Origin of the sequence: Bacillus sp. RC51 (assembly GCF_044908115.1) — a bacterium.
Classification (GTDB): Bacteria; Bacillota; Bacilli; order Bacillales; family Bacillaceae_G; genus Bacillus_A; species Bacillus_A mycoides.
The window spans coordinates 99,689-119,354 of the sequence record NZ_JBIYCW010000003.1; the positions used below are offsets into that span (position 1 = coordinate 99,689).

The 19,666-nt window shown below is 36.5% G+C and carries 18 protein-coding genes; 12 read left to right on the forward strand and 6 right to left on the reverse strand.

Annotation, left to right across the window (positions count from 1 at the left end; genetic code table 11):
• The first annotated feature begins 5 nt into the window (after positions 1–5).
• The 7 genes from celB (ABH959_RS08900) to chbG all read left to right on the forward strand — a co-directional run bounded on the left by celB (ABH959_RS08900) (position 6) and on the right by chbG (position 6,162).
• Positions 6–1,307 carry a PTS cellobiose transporter subunit IIC gene (gene celB / locus ABH959_RS08900; RefSeq protein ID WP_113936242.1) on the forward strand — a complete coding sequence of 434 codons (1,302 nt, stop codon included), beginning with the start codon at positions 6–8 and terminating at the stop codon, positions 1,305–1,307.
• Positions 1,308–1,316: 9 nt separating this feature from the next.
• A complete protein-coding gene (locus ABH959_RS08905; protein WP_113936243.1) occupies positions 1,317–1,634 on the forward strand; it encodes a PTS sugar transporter subunit IIA in 318 nt (105 codons plus the stop codon).
• Between the two features lie 309 nt (positions 1,635–1,943).
• Positions 1,944–2,246: a PTS sugar transporter subunit IIB gene (locus ABH959_RS08910; protein ID WP_002089627.1), complete on the forward strand. Its 303-nt coding sequence runs from the start codon at positions 1,944–1,946 to the stop codon at positions 2,244–2,246.
• 16 nt (positions 2,247–2,262) lie between these two features.
• Positions 2,263–3,570 (forward strand): PTS cellobiose transporter subunit IIC, encoded by a 1,308-nt coding sequence (gene celB, locus ABH959_RS08915; protein ID WP_113936244.1) that lies wholly within the window; start codon positions 2,263–2,265, stop codon positions 3,568–3,570.
• Between the two features lie 183 nt (positions 3,571–3,753).
• Positions 3,754–4,077, forward strand: a complete 324-nt coding sequence (locus ABH959_RS08920) for a PTS lactose/cellobiose transporter subunit IIA (RefSeq protein ID WP_404492492.1) — start codon at positions 3,754–3,756, stop codon at positions 4,075–4,077.
• A 3-nt stretch (positions 4,078–4,080) separates the two neighbouring features.
• Complete coding sequence (gene celF / locus ABH959_RS08925) at positions 4,081–5,406, forward strand: 6-phospho-beta-glucosidase (protein ID WP_404492493.1); 1,326 nt, start codon at positions 4,081–4,083, stop codon at positions 5,404–5,406.
• A gap of 51 nt (positions 5,407–5,457) precedes the next feature.
• On the forward strand, positions 5,458–6,162 hold the full coding sequence (gene chbG / locus ABH959_RS08930; protein ID WP_088040431.1) for a chitin disaccharide deacetylase: 705 nt from the start codon (positions 5,458–5,460) through the stop codon (positions 6,160–6,162).
• 41 nt (positions 6,163–6,203) lie between these two features.
• Here chbG and ABH959_RS08935 read toward each other — a convergent pair whose 3' ends face one another.
• Positions 6,204–7,385 carry a chromate transporter gene (locus tag ABH959_RS08935; protein ID WP_404492494.1) on the reverse strand — a complete coding sequence of 394 codons (1,182 nt, stop codon included), beginning with the start codon at positions 7,383–7,385 and terminating at the stop codon, positions 6,204–6,206.
• A 189-nt stretch (positions 7,386–7,574) separates the two neighbouring features.
• Between ABH959_RS08935 and exsM the strand changes: the two genes are divergently transcribed.
• The gene (exsM, locus tag ABH959_RS08940) at positions 7,575–7,988 is read left to right on the forward strand and encodes an exosporium regulatory protein ExsM (RefSeq protein ID WP_002166452.1); all 414 of its coding nucleotides are present in this window, start codon (positions 7,575–7,577) and stop codon (positions 7,986–7,988) included.
• 227 nt (positions 7,989–8,215) lie between these two features.
• Here the strand turns inward: exsM and ABH959_RS08945 are convergent, their stop codons facing one another.
• From ABH959_RS08945 to ABH959_RS08955, 3 genes are all read right to left on the reverse strand, one after another.
• Entirely contained in the window at positions 8,216–10,894 is a 2,679-nt protein-coding gene (locus tag ABH959_RS08945) for a sigma-54-dependent transcriptional regulator (protein ID WP_107887205.1), read from the reverse strand.
• A 184-nt stretch (positions 10,895–11,078) separates the two neighbouring features.
• Positions 11,079–11,816 (reverse strand): polysaccharide deacetylase family protein, encoded by a 738-nt coding sequence (locus tag ABH959_RS08950; RefSeq protein WP_107887206.1) that lies wholly within the window; start codon positions 11,814–11,816, stop codon positions 11,079–11,081.
• A gap of 208 nt (positions 11,817–12,024) precedes the next feature.
• Positions 12,025–13,098, reverse strand: coding sequence for a glycosyltransferase family 4 protein (locus tag ABH959_RS08955; protein ID WP_002068377.1), 1,074 nt, complete (start codon positions 13,096–13,098; stop codon positions 12,025–12,027).
• A 449-nt stretch (positions 13,099–13,547) separates the two neighbouring features.
• On the opposite strand from ABH959_RS08955, the gene ABH959_RS08960 reads away from it, so the two are divergent.
• Both ABH959_RS08960 and wecB read left to right on the forward strand, forming a co-directional pair.
• Positions 13,548–14,918, forward strand: coding sequence for a UDP-glucose dehydrogenase family protein (locus ABH959_RS08960; protein ID WP_404492495.1), 1,371 nt, complete (start codon positions 13,548–13,550; stop codon positions 14,916–14,918).
• 75 nt (positions 14,919–14,993) lie between these two features.
• Complete coding sequence (gene wecB, locus ABH959_RS08965) at positions 14,994–16,109, forward strand: non-hydrolyzing UDP-N-acetylglucosamine 2-epimerase (protein WP_002034751.1); 1,116 nt, start codon at positions 14,994–14,996, stop codon at positions 16,107–16,109.
• A 105-nt stretch (positions 16,110–16,214) separates the two neighbouring features.
• Here the strand turns inward: wecB and ABH959_RS08970 are convergent, their stop codons facing one another.
• A complete protein-coding gene (locus tag ABH959_RS08970; RefSeq protein ID WP_404492496.1) occupies positions 16,215–17,342 on the reverse strand; it encodes an LCP family protein in 1,128 nt (375 codons plus the stop codon).
• 74 nt (positions 17,343–17,416) lie between these two features.
• Positions 17,417–18,052, reverse strand: a complete 636-nt coding sequence (locus ABH959_RS08975) for a YigZ family protein (RefSeq protein ID WP_404492497.1) — start codon at positions 18,050–18,052, stop codon at positions 17,417–17,419.
• A gap of 238 nt (positions 18,053–18,290) precedes the next feature.
• On the opposite strand from ABH959_RS08975, the gene ABH959_RS08980 reads away from it, so the two are divergent.
• Positions 18,291–19,133: a DegV family protein gene (locus tag ABH959_RS08980; RefSeq protein WP_113936251.1), complete on the forward strand. Its 843-nt coding sequence runs from the start codon at positions 18,291–18,293 to the stop codon at positions 19,131–19,133.
• Positions 19,134–19,306: 173 nt separating this feature from the next.
• On the forward strand, positions 19,307–19,621 hold the full coding sequence (locus tag ABH959_RS08985; RefSeq protein WP_002089608.1) for a winged helix-turn-helix transcriptional regulator: 315 nt from the start codon (positions 19,307–19,309) through the stop codon (positions 19,619–19,621).
• Positions 19,622–19,666: the final 45 nt, after the last annotated feature.

A 19,666-nucleotide genomic window follows, 5' to 3' on the forward strand; every position in this document is an offset into this window, starting at 1 on the left:
GATAGATGATAAAGTTTTTAGAGAAATATGTGATGCCAGTGGCAGGGAAGGTTGCAGAGCAGAGGCATTTGCTAGCAATTCGTGATGGACTTGTATTGACGATGCCTTTCTTAATTATAGGATCAGTTTTTCTTATTCTTAGTACATTACCAATCCCCGGGTATAATGAATTCATGGCGAGTTTGTTCGGGAAAAATTGGAACGTAGCATTAGGGTATCCAGTTAGTGCAACTTTTAATATAATGGCTTTAATAGCTGTTTTTGGAATCGCTTACAGACTTGGTGAGTATTATAAAGTAGATGCTTTAGCATCTGGTGCATTATCGCTTGTAACCTTCTTGCTTGCAACTCCATTTCAAGTTGCATATATCGTTCCGGGTACGAAAGAAAGTATACTGGTAGATGGAGTAATTCCAGCGGCATTAATGGGAAGCCAAGGTTTATTTGTAGCGATGATTATTGCAATTATATCTACTGAACTTTATCGATTTGTTGTACAGAAAAAGATGATTATAAAGATGCCTGAGACAGTTCCACCAGCAGTAACACGTTCATTTGCAGCACTTATTCCAGGATTTATTGTTGTGACAGTTGTTTGGATTATTAGATTAATCTTTGAACACACGACTTTCGGTAGCATTCATAATGTTGTAGGGAAGTTGCTGCAAGAACCACTTAGTGTACTTGGTGCTAGTCTTTGGGGAGCTGTTATAGCGGTTATTCTCGTTCATGTCCTTTGGGCATGCGGAATTCATGGGGCTACAATTGTAGGTGGTGTAATGAGCCCAATTTGGTTATCGTTAATGGATCAAAATCGAATTGCTTTTCAGGCTGGGCAAGACGTACCGAATACAATTACAGCACAGTTTTTTGACCTATGGATTTATATGGGTGGATCTGGTGCAACACTTGCTTTAGTTGTCGGAATGTTATTATTTGCACGAAGTCAGCAATTAAAAAGTTTAGGACGATTGTCGATTGCACCTGGTATTTTTAATATTAATGAAATGGTGACTTTCGGAATGCCGATTGTAATGAATCCACTTTTACTTATTCCATTTATACTGGTTCCAGTCGTGTTAACGGTTGTTTCTTATTTTGCAATGGAATGGGGATGGGTTGGACGTCCGAGCGGAGCTGCTGTAACTTGGACTACACCTATTCTTTTTAGTGGATATTTAGGATCAGGTGGGAAAATTTCAGGAGTTGTTTTGCAGCTCGTTAACTTTGCGATTGCATTCTTTATTTATTTGCCATTCTTAAAAATATGGGATAAACAAAAAGTAGCGGAAGAAAAGGGGGAGTAAAGAAATAACATGGATACGATAGAGACGAAAGCTTTTCATTTAATCTTGCATGGAGGAAATGCGAGAAGTTGTTCAATGGAAGCAATTGATTGTGCGAAGCGCGGTGAATTTAAGGAAGCGGAAGCTAAACTACAAGAAGCTTTAAATGAATTGCAAGAGGCGCATCGCTTACAAACAGAGCTCATACAGAAAGAGGCTGCCGGGGAAAAAACCGAAGTTACCCTTCTGATGGTGCATGCGCAAGATCATTTAATGAATGCAATTACGGTGAAGGAATTGGCGAGTGAGTTTGTAGAATTATATAGGAAATTAGAAGATGATAAATGAACCTTGCATATGCAAGGTTTTTTTATGTGTTAAAAAATAATTTAGTGTTTTTTTTGTTTAAACACAACTAGACAACTAAACACTAATCTATTTTCATACAGTTATGTGTTAAAAGTGAGGTGTTTTATAACACACTGTGTGTTTTTTTTGGGACACACTGATTGAAAGCGGTAACACACAAAGAAATCACTCGAAAAAACGCTGATTTTAGGCGTTTTGAAAAGTTGGCACGCTAATTGCATTAATAAATAGCGTAAAGAAAAATAAATAAAACATAAAATTTTTATACTACACAAGGGGGATTTATAAATGAATATTTTATTATGTTGTTCAGCAGGGATGTCTACAAGTTTACTAGTTACAAAAATGGAAGCGGCTGCAAAAGCTCGTGGTCTAGAAGGTAAAATTTGGGCTGTATCTGGGGATGCAGTAAAAAACAATATCGATCAAGCAGATGTATTATTACTAGGACCACAAGTTCGTTACATGCTTTCTACAATGAAAACGCTTGCCGATGAGAAAAATGTTGGAGTCGATGTTATTAACTCAATGCACTACGGCATGATGAATGGAGAAGCAGTTTTAGATCACGCATTAACACTTAAAAAATAATTAGGGGGGAAGCGAAATGCAAAAATTTATTGCATTTATGGAGAAGTATATTGTTCCTGTCGCTGGTAAAATCGGATCGCAACGTCACTTAGCTGCGATCCGTGATGGATTTATTGCAGTTATGCCACTTATTTTAGTTGGTGCATTGGCATCACTAATTAATGGTTTTCCGTCTGAAGCTTTCCAAGAGTTCATGAAAGGTTTGTTTGGTGAAACGTGGAAACAAGTTGGCGGTGGAATGTGGACTGGTTCTTTCGCAATTCTAGCACTAATCATAGCATTTACAACAAGTTATAACTTAGCAAAATCTTACGGCGTTGATGGTTTGTCAGCAGGTATTATTTCATTTGGTGCGTTAATTATTCTTACGCCAACAACACCGAAAGAAGGCGGATTGAACTTAGCTTGGACAGGGGCACAAGGGCTATTTGTAGCAATTATCGTGGCACTCCTTGTTACTGAGGTATTCCGTTTCTTTGTACAAAGAAACATTACTTTTAAAATGCCTGATGGAGTACCACCAGCAGTTTTAAGATCTTTCGCAGCTATAGTTCCAGCATTTGTTATCTTAACAGTAGTTGCAGGTATTCAATTAGCAGTGAAATTAGCTGGTACAAGTGTTCATGAATTTATCTTTAACACGATTCAATCACCACTGCAAAGTTTAGCAGGGACATTACCAAGTGCAATTGTCATTGTACTCCTTGTTCATCTTCTTTGGTTCTTCGGTTTACATGGGCCAAATATCGTTGGTGGTATTATTGAGCCATTATACTTACCGGCATTAGAGAAAAATATGACGTTATTCAAAGGTGGTACATCTGCATTTGATGTTCCAAACATTATTACAAAACCATTCTTTGATACTTTTGTATATCTTGGTGGTTCTGGTGCAACATTAGCGTTCTTAGTGGTCGTATTACTTGTAGCGAAAAGTGCACAATTACGCGGTGTATCTCGCTTATCAATTGGACCAGGTGCATTCAATATTAACGAACCAGTAATCTTTGGTACACCAATTATTTTAAATCCAATTTTATTCTTACCGTTTATCCTAACACCAATTGTATTAGTAATTACTTCTTATACAGCTCTATCTATTGGTTGGGTACCAAAAACAGTTGTGATGATTCCATGGGCAACACCACCAATTATTAGTGGTTATCTTGTAACAGGTGGACATCTTTCAGGTGCAATTCTACAGTTATTCAACTTTGTAATTGCGATGGTAATCTACTATCCATTCGTTGTATTATCTGACCGTTCTGTTGTTCGTACTGAAAAAGCAGCAGCACAAGGAAATAACAACTCTGTACCTATGTAACATAGTAATTGTTCTCACAGGTAACATTATCTGTGAGAACAATCACCTTTATATCATGTTCAAAAAGATGAAACCCATCTACAAGAACACCAAACTATCATTAATAAAATAATAATTTAATAGACATGTTCAAACTGAAGGGGTATTTAAATCGGTTGAACCATAATAGAGAGGGCGGTAATTATGATGACTACAGCAGAACAAATTCCATTCCAATTAATTTTAAATAGTGGTAATGCACGAAGCTTTGCAATGGAGGCACTTCAATTTGCCAAACAGGGGAAAATGGTAGAGGCTGATGAAGCGATGGTAAAGGCGAAAGAAGCGATTAATGAAGCGCATCATTTCCAAACAGAGCTCATACAATCAGAAGCAAGAGGAGAAAAAACAGAGATTAGTGTTCTTTTAATTCATGCGCAAGATCATTTAATGAATTCTATTACGGTAAAAGAATTAGCAGCAGAATTTATTGACCTTTATAAAAAGCTAGAAGCGAAAGGGGAATAAAGCATGACTGGAATTAAAATTGCTACAATCGGCGGTGGCTCTAGTTATACACCAGAGTTAATTGAAGGGTTTATTAAACGTTATGACGAGCTTCCTGTTGGTGAAATTTGGTTAGTAGATATTGAGGCAGGAAAAGAGAAGTTAGAAATCGTTGGTGACTTAGCGAAACGTATGGTGAAAAAATCAGGTTTACCAATTGATATTCATTTAACACTTGATCGCCGTGAGGCATTAAAAGATGCTGACTTCGTAACAACGCAGCTTCGCGTTGGTTTGTTAGAAGCACGTGCAAAAGATGAAGCAATTCCATTAAAATATGATGTAATTGGTCAGGAAACGAATGGTCCTGGTGGTTTGTTCAAAGCGCTGAGAACGATTCCTGTTATTTTAGATATTTGTAAGGACATGGAGGAACTTTGTCCGAATGCATGGTTAATTAACTTTGCGAATCCGGCTGGTATGGTAACAGAAGCTGTCCTTCGTTATACAAACATTCAAAGAGTAGTTGGTCTGTGTAACGTTCCAATTGGAATTCGTATGGGTCTTGCGAGATTACTTGAAGTAGATGCAAGCCGGGTACACGTTGATTTCGCAGGCTTAAATCACATGGTATACGGATTAGATGTATACTTGGATGGCGTAAGCGTAATGGATCGTGTATTAGAACTTGTAACAGATCCAGAAAAGCAAATTACGATGGAAAACATTGCTGCGCTTAACTGGGAGCCAGACTTTATTCGCGGTCTTCGTGCAATTCCGTGTCCATATCATCGTTACTACTATAAAACACGTGAAATGTTGGAAGAAGAGAAAGCAGCTTCGATTGAAAAAGGTACACGTGCAGAAGTAGTAAAACAATTAGAAGATGATTTATTCGAGCTATATAAAGACCCGAATTTAGATATTAAGCCACCACAATTAGAAAAGCGCGGCGGAGCTTATTATAGTGACGCAGCATGTAGCTTAATTACGTCTATTTACAATAATAAAGGTGATATCCAGCCTGTTAATACACGAAACAACGGAACAATTGCAAGCTTGCCACATGATTCGGCTGTTGAAGTGAACTGTATTATTACGAAAGAAGGTCCAAAACCAATTGCGGTTGGAGATCTTCCGGTACCAGTTCGCGGTTTAGTACAGCAAATTAAATCATTTGAGCGCACAACAATTGAAGCTGCTGTTACAGGGGATTATCATAAAGCGCTGCTTGCTATGACAATTAACCCACTTGTACCATCAGATAAAGTTGCAAAACAAATTTTAGATGAAATGTTGGAAGCACATAAAGAACATCTTCCACAATTCTTTAAGAAGATAGAGAAATAAAAAGCGGCGCTGTTTAGCCCGCTTTTTTTAATTCTAGTAGGAGGTATTGCGATGATTAAACTAATTGTAAATGCAGATGATTTCGGTCTTACGGAAGGTACAAATTACGGAATTATTGATGGACATAAAAACGGGATTGTAAATTCAACGACGATGATGATGAATATGCCAGGGACAGAGCATGCCGTACGCTTAGCGAAAGAGTATAAAACGTTAGGGATAGGAGTTCATCTCGTATTAACGGCAGGAGAACCGCTTCTTAAAGACGTTCCATCACTTGTAAGTAGCGATGGATTGTTTCATAAACAAAGTGTTGTATGGGAAGGAAATATAAATCCAGAAGAGGTAGAAAAAGAATGGACTGCTCAAATTGAGAAGTTTTTATCTTACGGATTAACACCAACTCATTTAGATAGCCATCATCACGTGCATGGATTACCGCTTTTACACGACGTTCTTGAGAGATTAGCAAGTAAATACAATGTTCCAATTCGTCGTTGTGAGGAAGAGCGAGCGGTGCACCCATTTTCAGATGTATTTTACAGTGACTTTTACGCTGACGGTGTGACGGAAGATTACTTTGTGAAGTTAAAGGAAAGAGTGCAGGACGAGCAAACGGTAGAAATTATGGTGCATCCAGCTTATATTGACCCAGAGCTTGTGAAGCGTTCTTCTTACGTAATGGATCGCGTGAAAGAGTTGCGTATTTTAACGGAGAGTGAGTTGCCTGAGGGAATGGAGCTTGTGAAGTTTTAATAGAAAAAACGACGGCTAAATGGGGCCGTCGTTTTTTGTGCTTACAAAATGGATAGAACATATCCACCGAAGGCCCCGATTATAACGATAACCCAAGGTGGTGTTTTCCAAAAAGCGAGTAAGCAAAATAGAAGAGAAGCAAAAACGAAATCTACAGAATTCATAATTGTACTCGTCCAAATTGGATCATAAAAAGCTGCAAGTAAAATGCCGACAACGGCTGCGTTTACTCCAAGTAGTGCACCTTGTATGTAAGATACTCTCCTTACACTGTCCCAAAATGGTAAAACGCCAACAACGAGCAGGAAGGCGGGAAGAAAGATAGCGATCGTTGCAACAACTGCTCCGGCGGTTCCATTTAGCACTGCTCCTATATAAGAAGCGAATGTAAATAGTGGCCCTGGCACTGCTTGTGTTAATCCGTATCCAGCAAGAAATTGTTCTTTTGTCATCATCCCGTTTTGTACAAACTCACTTTCAAGAAGAGGAAGTACGACGTGCCCTCCGCCAAATACAAGTGCACCAGAGCGATAGAAGCTGTCAAATAAAGAGATGAAATAAGAGTATGGTCGTAACATCGGTAACAGTATTAATAGTCCGAAGAATAAGACGAGACAAGATATGGCTACCATCTTTGAAATAGGTACGTTTATTTTATGAGCTTGGCTAACTGGTTGATCGCGATATAAAAACCAACCGATGAAACCAGCTACTATAATGAGAATTACTTGTGTCCAGCTACTTGGCCATAATAGGGCGATTGCGGCAGTTGCAATTGCGATTGTTGCACGGTTTCGGTCTGGTGTTAACTTTTGAGCCATTCCCCATATTGCATGAGCGACAATTGCGACCGCTACAAGTTTCATCCCGTGAATCCAGCCAGTACTTCCAAGCTCGAATTGGTTAAGAAATGAAGCGAAGAAAACTAAAACGAGCACAGATGGGAGAGTGAATCCGATCCATGAAATAATGGCTCCTAATAATCCGCCGCGCAATAAGCCAACTCCCATCCCGACTTGGCTGCTAGCAGGGCCAGGAAGGAATTGACATAGTGCTACTAAGTCTCCGTAACTTCGTTCATCCATCCATTTTCTTTTTTGCACGTATTCATGATGAAAATAACCAAGATGGGCGACGGGACCACCAAATGAAGTAAGTCCTAATTTAAATGATACGAGAAAAATCTCTATTAATGATTGGAAAGAGTAGTTATTATTTTTCAAAATTTCCTCCTAGACTGTTTTTCTAAGTGCATTATACAAGAGGGAGTAAAGCAAAAGAAACGATTTTAATGTAAATATTGTGTGAATCTTTTCTTCGTAATTAAAATTTGAAAAAGTCATAAATGATTATGTCTAAACCATAAAGTAGTAGAAGTAGTGCTGGGAAATTTATATGAGGAGAATGCCCGTATGACAACACATTTCTTTGCTAGGTTAACAGGGAAGAGGGAAGTACCTCCTGTAAATACAGAAGCTTACGGTGTAACAGAGCTCATTTTTAGTGAAGATTTAAAGAAGTTGCAATATCGGGTCATATTAAAAAATATAAAAAAAATCACGTCATGCCAAATTCATTTAGGAAAAGCGAATCAAATTGGTCCAGTTATTTTAAGTTTGTTTGGTCCGTTAGAGCAAGGAATTAGTGTGAATGAAGGAGTCGTTACTGGTGTAGCTAGAGTAGAGGATTTTGAAGGGCCTTTACAGGGGAGAGCATTTGACAGCTTGTTTCAAGAGATAATGCAAGCAAATGTATATGTAAATGTTAATACGAAATCTAATAAAAAGGGAGAAATAAGGGGGAGAATAAGGGAAGTAAAGAAGTAAGAGAAAAGGCTGTCCAAAAAACATTTTGGAACAGTCTTTTCTGCTATAAGGTGCAAATTTTAGCGATTATTGTCAGTAAATCGATATATTTTGAAAATCGCTGATATAATCCGGGTTACGCCGATATATTTAAAAAATCGCTGATATAATCCGGGTTACGCCGATATATTTAAAAAATCGCTGATATAATCCGCGTTACGGTCGATATATTTAAAAAACTGCCTAGTTTAATTTTTTACAGGCTGGTTTTTAATGAAGAAGTCCATTATATAAAATACTTCGTCATCTGGGATTTGTATTTCAAATGTATTTTCAATAGGTTGCAATGCTTTTTTCACTTTCATATACATCCAGTACTCATCTTGTCTTCGTTTCTCTTTATCAGGATGAGGGAGGAGACTTTCGCCTTTTTGAAGACGGTCAACCATGCAGCTCATATGCAAAATCACACCCATTAAACTGTCGGGAGTTAGCTGTAAAGAAATCAATTCTTGAATTGTATTTAACGCATAACGAATTGTTTTAATAAGTAATGCTCCATCGTTACGCTGCATTTGTTGTTCAAGAATATCAGCCATTTTTGCATATGTTTCTTCATACGTAATCAATTCTTGAATTGGTTGAATAGCTGTGTAGTTCACAATGTCTTGGAAATGATATGTTAAGCAAGGTATTTGCATATCGAAATTCGTGACGATACAAATGATATTACGCTCTTTTTTTATGTTCTCGATCATTTTCGTTAAATCTTTTTCATGAACGATGCTAATCGGAATAATTTCAATTAAGTCTTTATCAAAGCGTAAATAGTTCTCTAACATTTTTTGAATTGCTAAAGCACTTCCTTCGCCGGTTAAACAAGCTGTTAAAATCACGGATTTCATTGGCGATAGTGGCTTTTTCTTTTCTTCCTGTACGTTTAAATAGAACGGCGTTAAGTTCTTCACTGTTTCGTATAGTGCATCTAATGAATAGCCAAGCTGAGCTTTTCGAGCTGCTTCTAGTGCGTGTGGTGTACTCGTCATGGAAAGAACACGTACAGGGATTTTGAATTCAGTTTCTAATATATCACCAATATAAGCGAGAGACCCCATATCAACAAGTAAGAGAAGCCCGTTTACATTTTGAAGTGTTTTCATATACACTTTAACACGCTCTAGGAAGTCTTTTGGTGATTCATGCAAGGGCATATCGATACCAGTTACTTCATCAATACCGAGAAGTTCGTTTGCAACGTTTGCCATTTCTGTTGCGATACCATTACCGTGTGCTAATATTAATACTTTTACTTCTGTTTGTGAGGCAGGAATTGGATCAACAACGAAGAACATTGTTAAAAAGCCAGCTTCATCAATAGGTATTGTTATTTGTAATTCTTCTTCTAATAGCTGAATACATTGCATAGCTACGGAAAAAGCTTCTTTATATTTCGTACGAATTTGATTTAATTGTGGGTGGTGAATTTGTTTCCCGCCCTGTAAACGTTGTAGAGTTGTCTGTACATGTAAACTTAAAGCGAGAAATACTTTTTCATCGAAAGTTTTAGATAAATATTTTTCAGCTAGTTCCGCAATTTTTTCACATACGGAAACGATATTACGATCCACAATTTTAAAAACATTTTCATGACTTGTTTTTTTAGATATTTGGTTAAAGTATTGGACGAAAAAGCTTTGAATATCATTTTCTATTAGTAATTCTAATTCTTCCTCTTCAATGCCGCGTGCTTGAAGTTCTTCATATTTATAATCAATATAATCGTAAATAGAAGAGCGACTTCCTTCGGGTTTTATTGTATGTTTACTCCAACCTTCATCACCTGTAAATACAAATGTTTCATTTGGTATTTGATATAGATGACGGCTCTTTCTTTCAATAAATAATCCTTCTTTCATATACCAAGGTAAATCTGTACTTGAAACACAGACAGAATCACGTTTTTTTGTTACGAAATCAGAATAAGCTTTCGCACAGGCAATTTGTACGTCCGTTTTCAATTGGCCGATGTTATTTGGACAATTGTAAAAGACGAAAGCACGCATTGTATTTGGACTAACATGAATCTCTTTCCTTAGACGAATTGCTTCATTTGTGAAAAATAGCTGTAGTAAAGCAAACCGTTCTTTATGTGTTCGCTCACGAAGTGGTGGAAGCGTAACGGTCATCGGAATACGTCTTGTAAATGTTTTTAATAAAAATGAATTCGGTTCTTCGGTTGTTGCAGTAATAATCAACACTCGTGCCTTACGTTCATTTTCCGTTTCTCCAAGGCGGCGGTATACTCCGCGATCAATAAATGTGAAGAGCATCTCTTGTCCTTCTGGAGGAAGGCGATGTACTTCATCTAAGAAGAGGATTCCTTCATGTGCTTTTTCAATTAACCCTTTTTGATCACTGGCACCTGTGTAAGCTCCTTTTTTTATCCCAAATAACTGTCCAAGTAGTAGTTGTGGATTGTTTGCATAATCAGCACAGTTAAAGACGATAAAAGGTGCATCTTTTGGAAGTTGTTCCACTTCAATTGCGTATTCGTGCATTAAAGAAGCGAACATCGATTTTCCGACACCTGTTTCTCCAAGTAATAAAGTATGCATACCGTTTGGAGGATAGAGAATAGAAGCTTTTGCTTTTTCAATTGCAATTTTTAGGCTTGTATTTTCAATAGCAAATGTATCTAATGAAGTGCCCTTTGTTGAATGCGTTTCCAATGAAGAGTTCGTTTCTATATAAAAACGGACAGGGCGTGTACTCGTTTTTAATAAACGATTATCTTTCACAAGCTTGTTTAAATCGCTACTAACATTTGCACGGTCTAACTGTAGAAGCGTAGCGATTTCTGATGCTGTTATACCTTCTGTATAATTCCCTTTTTGTATTGCGTTAAAAATGAGATCTATTCGTTTCATTTCTATTCACCTCGAAACTTCATCACTATTTAAAATTTTACACAAAAATGAGAAGTGTGGGAAGAGAAAAATAAAGTGAAACTTTAATCAGTGGGGTTTTTGTTCATTCCCACTGATTATTAGCCTTCACCAATTGCCCGTTAACGCGGGGTAAAACAGCTTTAGTACATAGGCACTAAAGCTGTTACAATCTTGTGTCTTTCCAAAAATTCACTTCGAGATGTGAAGATGGATTGTAGGGAAGTAGTTTATATCCTTGTGAGTGTAAATAATCAATTACTTTTGGGAGTATTTGCACTGTGACACTAGAATCATGCATTAAAATAACCTCTACTTGTTCATCGCTTTGATTTCGTACTCTTTCTAGTATTGCGGAAGGATTATCATAGCTTTTCCAGTCATATGTATCAATTGTCCAATCCCACATTTTATACTGGGCCGATACGAGTGCGTCACGGTAATTCTTTTTTAAGTAAGGCATGCTACCGTATGGGACCCGAACGAGATGTGTATTTAAATGTGTAACTTGCTGGACAATGCTTTGGGTTTGCTCCATTTCTGCAATTAAAACAGATGGATCGCCAGTATAAAGACGTTTTACATCATGCGACATACTATGGAGACCGATATAATGTCCATCTTTAATCAATCGCTCCATCGTTTTTTTATAATGTGGCACCTTTCCGCCAATAACGAAGAAAGTTGCTTTTCCGTTCTTCTCTTTTAAAATATTTAAAATTTGTGGTGTGTATTTATTTGGTCCGTCATCAAATGTTAAGTACGCAATTTTTGTTGTAGGAGAGGTAGTTTGAGTACTTTGGTAATCTTTTACTTGAATGTCTGTAGTTGCTTTTGTATTCGATGATGCGTACATAGTAATAGTTAAAAATAAAATTATACATTGAAGTAATCGCTTGATCATAACATTCACCCTCAGTTTGACAATCAAGATGTAAAAATGAAAATTTGATACTTTTTTCGTTATACGTATATCTTTCTCCAATAGAGGCACTCTCAAACAATCTATATTTTGGAAATGGGGAATAAGGATTAAAAAATAAAAAATAGCATCCTCTTATGAAAAGAGGATGCTATTTGAATATTTCATAATAGTAAAGGCTATACTACAATTAGTCTTCGCGTTTTTTCACTTTTTTATAGAAGGAAATAATTGGTTTGTAACGTTCGTGTACAAGACCGATTACTTCAGCAATGATTTCTGTAAAGAAGATTAAAATGAAAAGAAGAATAATGGATAACCATAATGTTGCACTACTGAAAATAATTGCATTTACACTAAAGAAAATACCCAATGCGTAAATAATTAGTACCGTTTTACGATGAGAGAATCCCATTGCAAGCAAACGGTGATGTAAATGCGATTTATCAGGTGCTGAAATAGGCTTTTTATTTACGATACGGCGGATAATTGCAAATGTCGTATCAAATATAGGTACACCTAAAATAATGATTGGAACGATAAAACTGAATAACGTTACGCTTTTGTATAATCCAAGTAACGATATAACAGAAATACAGTATCCTAAAAATAGTGCTCCTGTATCTCCCATGAAAATTTTTGCTGGATGGAAGTTGTAGAATAAAAATCCAATTGTACTTGCTAATGTAATCAGTGCTAGAGGTAATATAATAGCTGCTCCAGTACCCCATGGGCTAGTGAAGGCCATGTATGCTAGCGTTGCAAGTACGATAGATGAAATCCCTGCGGATAATCCATCTAATCCATCAATTAAGTTGATGGCATTTGTAATACCTACAATCCAAAATACAGTAATTGGATAAGCAAGCCATCCGAGTTCAGTATCTCCAAGAATTGGAATATATAATACTTGCACTAATAATCCACTTTTTACAATCATGATGGCAACTAATAGTTGTCCACCGAATTTTACCCTCGCAGATAGTTCGTACATATCATCTAAAATCCCGATGATAACAATGATGATAGCACCTAAAGTTATCGATAACATTCTTTGTTCGTACAATCCACCGACAACAAATCCTACGGCTACACCGATGAAAATTGCTAACCCGCCAAGACGAGGCATAATTTTTTGGTGTACTTTACGCGCATTTGGCTTGTCTGTTGCTCCTATTTTGAAAGCTAATTTAATAACTAAAGGAGTAACGACGAGTACAGTGATGAAAGATGCCAAAATGGCATAAATCACTTGTGAGTCCATTAATACCCCACCCTTTATAGTTTAACGTAATTTTTTCAATCGTATTTATCTGAAAATTATGATGTTTGTTTACAGGCTCATAACATATGGTATCACAAAAAGATTAGAATTCAATCTTTTTTTCTTTTGACTGTAAAGGGGAGTGAATAGAATATATGACAATTGGATATGGAATGTTGTGTCCTTTGAGAAGGTTGATTTCATATTGTGGCTTGTAATATGACATTGTACTCTCCTCTCATATAGCGATGACTTTTGTTTCAGTATTATAAGTGTTGCACGTAAAATGAGTAAGTTCCGTGTTAAATTGTGGGAATTTACATTTTGTATATATTGCATCATTTAACTTTACAAAATCTTAAAAAATAATAAAAAAACGATTCATATAATAAAGAAGTGAAAGAGTTTTCTCATTCTTAGTGTGAGAGGGGGAAGCACAGGGGAGTTCTATGTATTCGTATATTTTCTTATGTATATTCCTGTGCGAAAAGAAAATGAAAATTACGATAATAGGTACCGGATATGTTGGATTGATTACAGGAGTAGGATTGGCGAGATTGGGACATTCAGTCACATGTTTCGATATAAATAGTGGGAAAATTGAACGGATTAAACAAGGCGAGTTACCTATTTATGAATGTGGATTAAATGAATTAATAAATGAAGCATACGAGAATAATCATTTAACTTTTACAGCAAGTAAATCAGCGGCATTTAATGATGTAGAGTTTATATTTATTGCAGTTGGAACGCCATCTTTATTAGATGGAACAGCAGATTTAACGTATATTCGTAGCGCTTGTGATGATATTGGAACATATGTGAATAACGATATTATTGTTGTTACGAAAAGTACGGTTCCTGTAGGGACAAATGATGTAATGAGAGAATGGATTGAGGATAAACTACAAGGTAGACATGAATTATATATTGTATCGAATCCAGAGTTTTTAAGAGAAGGTTCTGGTATTTATGATTTTTTTCAGGGTGATCGTATCGTAATTGGAGCATGTAGTGAAGAAGCTGCAAGGAAAGTAGAGAATTTGTACAGCAAATTAAGCTTACAAACGTATATTACAGATATTCGAAGTGCTGAGATGATTAAATATGCATCTAATGCTTTTTTAGCTACGAAGATTAGTTTTATTAATGAAATTTCTAATATATGTGAGCAAGTGGGTGCAGATATAGTAGATGTAGCTACAGGGATGGGGATGGATAAGAGAATTGGTGCATCTTTTTTAAATGCAGGCATCGGATATGGAGGATCTTGTTTTCCAAAAGATACGAAAGCACTTGTGCAAATTGCAGGGAATGTTTCTCATGATTTTCGCTTGTTGAAAGCAGTCATTGAAGTGAATAATAAACAACAGTTGTTGTTAGTTGAAAAAGCGAAGAAAATTATAGATATGAAGAAGAAGCGAATTGCGGTTCTTGGTGCAGCATTCAAACCGAATACTGACGATATTAGGGAAGCGCCATCTCTCATTATAATAGAGGAATTAATTAATATAGGTGCGGATGTGGTTTTATATGACCCGCAAGCTATTCAAAATGTAAGAAGTTTATTTGGAAATACGATACGATACGCTGAGTGTATAGATGAATCGATTAGAGAGGCGCATGCAGCTTTTATCGTAACAGAATGGGAATCAATTCGAAATTATCCGCTAGAAAAGTATGCACAGCTTATGAGGGAACCTATTCTATTTGATGGGAGAAATTGTTATACTAATGAGGATGCCGAGAAGCATGGATTAGATTATTACTCAGTTGGGCGAAAAGACGTCTGTAATAGTAATGTTTCTCAGGCGCGTTAAAAACTGTATTTTCACATGCATATTTTTATATGCGATAATAGAAGTTTTAACTAGTGAAAGAAAAGAGGCAATGAAATGACTGAACGTTTAAAAGTAATGACAATTTTCGGGACACGACCAGAAGCAATTAAAATGGCACCTCTTGTATTAGAGTTGCAAAAGCATCCAGAAAAGATTGAATCAATTGTGACTGTAACAGCACAACACCGTCAAATGTTAGATCAAGTATTAAATATCTTTGGAATTACGCCAGATTTCGATTTGAATATCATGAAAGATCGTCAAACGTTAATCGATATTACAACACGTGGTTTAGAAGGTTTAGATAAAGTAATGAAAGAAGCGAAGCCTGATATCGTACTTGTGCATGGTGATACAACGACGACATTTATTGCAAGCTTAGCTGCTTTCTATAATCAAATTCCAGTAGGACATGTTGAAGCAGGACTTCGTACATGGGATAAGTATTCTCCATATCCAGAAGAGATGAATCGCCAACTAACAGGTGTAATGGCGGATCTTCATTTCTCACCTACAACAAAATCAGCAACGAACTTACAAAAAGAAAATAAAGATGAGTCACGCATTTTCGTAACAGGAAATACAGCGATCGATGCACTGAAGACAACTGTAAAAGAAACTTATAGCCATTCGGTGTTAGAGAAACTTGGAAATGATCGTCTTGTACTTATGACAGCACACCGTCGTGAAAATTTAGGAGAACCAATGCGCAATATGTTCCGTGCAATTAAGCGTCTTGTTGATAAGCACGAAGATGTACAAGTTGTATACCCTGTTCATATGAATCCTGTTGTTCGCGAAATAGCGAATGATATTTTAGGCGAGCATAGCCGTATTCATTTAATTGAGCCGTTAGATGTAATTGATTTCCATAACGTTGCAGCTCGTTCATACTTAATGTTAACTGATTCTGGTGGTGTACAAGAGGAAGCACCATCACTAGGTGTGCCAGTCCTTGTCCTTCGTGATACGACGGAACGCCCAGAAGGTATCGAAGCAGGTACGTTGAAATTAGCAGGAACAGATGAAGAGACAATCTTTGGTCTTGCTGATGAGTTGTTATCTGATAAAGAAGCTCATGATAAGATGACGAAAGCATCTAACCCTTACGGTGATGGCCGTGCGTCTGAGCGTATTGTAGAAGCGATTTTACAACACTTTAAGAAGTAAAGTGAAACTTTAATCAATGGGGTGTTTATCCCACTGATTATTAGCTCGCACCAATCGTGGGAAATGAAAAAAGAGCCAAATCGTATTTGATTTGGCTCTTTTTTATTATTGCTGATTTCTCATAATCCACTCTGCATGAGCATTTGTAGAAGGGGGAGGAGGTGGTGGTGTTTTGTTCTCACTCGGCTCCTTCTTTGCTTTTGCGCTGGAGTTAGAATTTGAATCGGAATTTGTATTCTCATTTTTCGTAGTCTCTGTTGGAACTTTTGCTTTTTCTCCTATTTCCTTTTCAATTTCGTTACGTACAGTCTCTACACTGATTGGATCTGGAAGGAAGTAATAAATACCGCCAATTTTTCTGTCTTCTCCTTCAAGTTTTAACGTTTGTATTGTAGAAGGGTCGAATCCAGAGATTTTATTGTAAAGAGCAAGTCCGTCTGAAATAGGAATATCGGTTTTTATATATTTTCCAACTACCTTTGTTAAATCTTTAATTTTAAATACGGTAGAAGCAGAGTTTAGCTTTTGGGCAACAGCAGCCAGTACTTGTCTTTGTCTAGCAGCTCTACCATAATCACCGTTAGGATCTTGCTTTCGCATACGGACGTATGCGAGTGCTTCTTCACCATTTAAGTTCTGTTGACCTTGTTTAAATTGGATTTTTTTATAGTAATCCACGTCAGAGCGTTCCCAAAAATCGAAGGGGACATCAACGGTAATACCGTCAACAGCATCAACGATACCTTTAAATCCTTGGAAATCAATTTTAATATAATGATCAACAGGAACTTTTAAAAACTCTTCGACGGTGTCGACTGTCATTTTTTCTCCACCGTAAGCATGAGCAGCGTTAATTTTGTCTTCTTTATTTTTGCCAACAATCTTAACACGAGAATCGCGCGGGATACTCATAAGTGAAACCTTTTTTGAGTTTGGATTAACTGTCGCGAACATAAGTGAATCTGTTCGACCGTTTTGACCGTCAGTTGCATAATCTTCAATACCCATAATGAGTATTGTGAAAGGTTTTTTTGTGATTTCCACATCTGCTGCTCGTAATTTAGATTTTTCACGGCTAAATCCACTGTACATCCCCATGAGAGAAGAGTAGGAATTTAACATATAAAGTCCTACGCTACCAAATAAAAATGCGAAAATAAGAAAGAAGAAAAACTTTCTTCTACGTTTCTTTTTTATTCTGCTATTTTGGAGATGATTATAACGTTCTTCCATATATAATCTCCTTAGTTCATTTGTAGGGAATTAATTCACTACATTAATCTTTAAAGGCGAGACGTTAGCTATTCTTAGATAACACCTTGTTCTAAGTACAACATATCTCCTTCTTTAATTGTACACTTCCCGTTTGTTAATTCAATCATCCAATCTGTATATGTTTGTTTTCGATTTTCTTCTACATACGTATCGAATGTGACGTTTTCTAGATAACGTATATCTTTAATGTTATATTCTGAATTACGTAATTCATTTTCAACTTTGCCAAGCAATGTGTAATCAATTTCTGTTTCCATAACGCGCATTAGTTTTCGCTCAACAACACCTACGTGATTAAGTCCTTCACTTGTACATTTTCCATATGCGCGAATTAATCCACCAGCACCAAGTTTAATGCCACCAAAATAGCGCGTGACGACAACGACAGTATCCTTTAGACCTCGCTTTTTTAATACTTCTAACATAGGTACACCAGCTGTGCCGCTCGGTTCGCCGTCATCGTTTGCCTTTTGAATTTGATCTTGTTCACCGATTAAATATGCGGAACAATTATGTGTTGCATTCCAATGCTGTTTTTTTATTTTTTGTATAAATGCTTGAGCTTCCTCTTCCGTTGTGGCGCGATTTACATAGCAAATGAATCTTGATTTTTGAATCACAATTTCGTGCTCTCCATAGCCTTTTATTGTTAAATATTGTAATAACAATGGTATACGCCCCTATCTTTCAAAATAACTAGTACTTTACATTTTAAAAGCGAGCGTTTTTATATTCAAACATTTTTTACAAATATGTTGAAATTTTTGGTGAGTATTTTATCTTTTTGTTGTAATTTGTCGAGCGAGTGATTGTAGTTTCTAGCCGGCATTTTTATGTATGGATGCACCTTTTCTAGTTTTCGTGTAAAATTAGGGGATAAAAATTTTTTATAAGGCAGGTACGAAAATGAAAACAGCTATTGTTACCGATAGTACAGCATATATACCGAAGCATATTCGTGACGAACTCAATATATATATGATTCCATTAAACGTTGTGTTTGGAACGGAATCTTATCAAGAAGAGGCTGAAGTTTCAGCAAATGATTTTTATATAAAAGTACGTGAACAAGAAGAACTTCCGAAAACTTCGCAGCCAGCAATTGGAAAGTTTTTAGAGTTATATGAAGAGTTATCTAAAGAATATGATGCAGTTATTAGCATTCACCTTTCCAGTGGAATTAGTGGTACATATCAAACAGCAACGGCAGCTGGACAGATGGTAGATGGTATTGATGTATATACGTACGACTCTGAAATTAGTTGTGAAGTACAAGGGTTTTACGTGCGTGAAGGGGCGAAATTAGTAAGTGAAGGGAAAGCCCCAGAAGAGATTATCGCTCGCTTTGATGAAATGAAGCAAACGATGGATGCTTATTTTGTAGTGGATGATTTACATCATTTACAACGTGGTGGAAGATTAAATAGTGCACAAGCTTTCATTGGTAGTTTGTTACAAGTAAAACCAGTATTATACTTTAGAGATAAAGTAATTATTCCATTCGAAAAAATTCGTACGCGTAAAAAAGCGTTAAAGCGTATCGTTGAAATCTTTGATGAGCAGGCAAATAAAGGTGTGCCTATGGAAGCTGTTATTATTCATGCGAATCGTGAAGAGGAAGCTAATGAATGGAAACAAGAATTAGAAGTGATATACCCTCATGTTACAATTCGTACGAGTTATTTCGGAGCTGTAATTGGGACGCATTTAGGTGAAGGTGCGCTTGGTTTAGGTTGGTATACGAAGTGATAAAGATATAAAAGCTCTCTTACTTGAAGAGGGTTTTTTTACGGGTATTTTACGGGGATTTGACAAGTTAATATTTGGAAATGGTAAAATGTATGTAAAATTAAATAATGAGGAAAGTTTTATTACTTACTTTTTACAAGAAACTATATTATAATAGAAGAGAGGTGAAACATATGGAGCATAATTCTTGTTTATGTCCAAAGTTTGAGTCAGCTTTTACAATGCTTAGTAAGAAATGGACTGGCTTAATTATTAAATCTTTGCTCGAAGAGCCGAAACGTTTCAGAGAAATCGCAGATATTATACCGAATATGAGCGATCGTATGTTGTCAGAACGTTTAAAGGAATTAGAAGGCGAAGGTATTGTAGTTCGTAATGTTTATCCAGAAGTACCAGTTAGAATCGAGTACGGTGTAACTGATAAAGGGAAAGCGTTGGAAAGTGTTATGGATGAGGTCCAAAATTGGGCTGAAAAATGGATGAAGTAACGTTTCTATTTCATTCATATTGTAGTATTTTCAAAACGTAAGGGG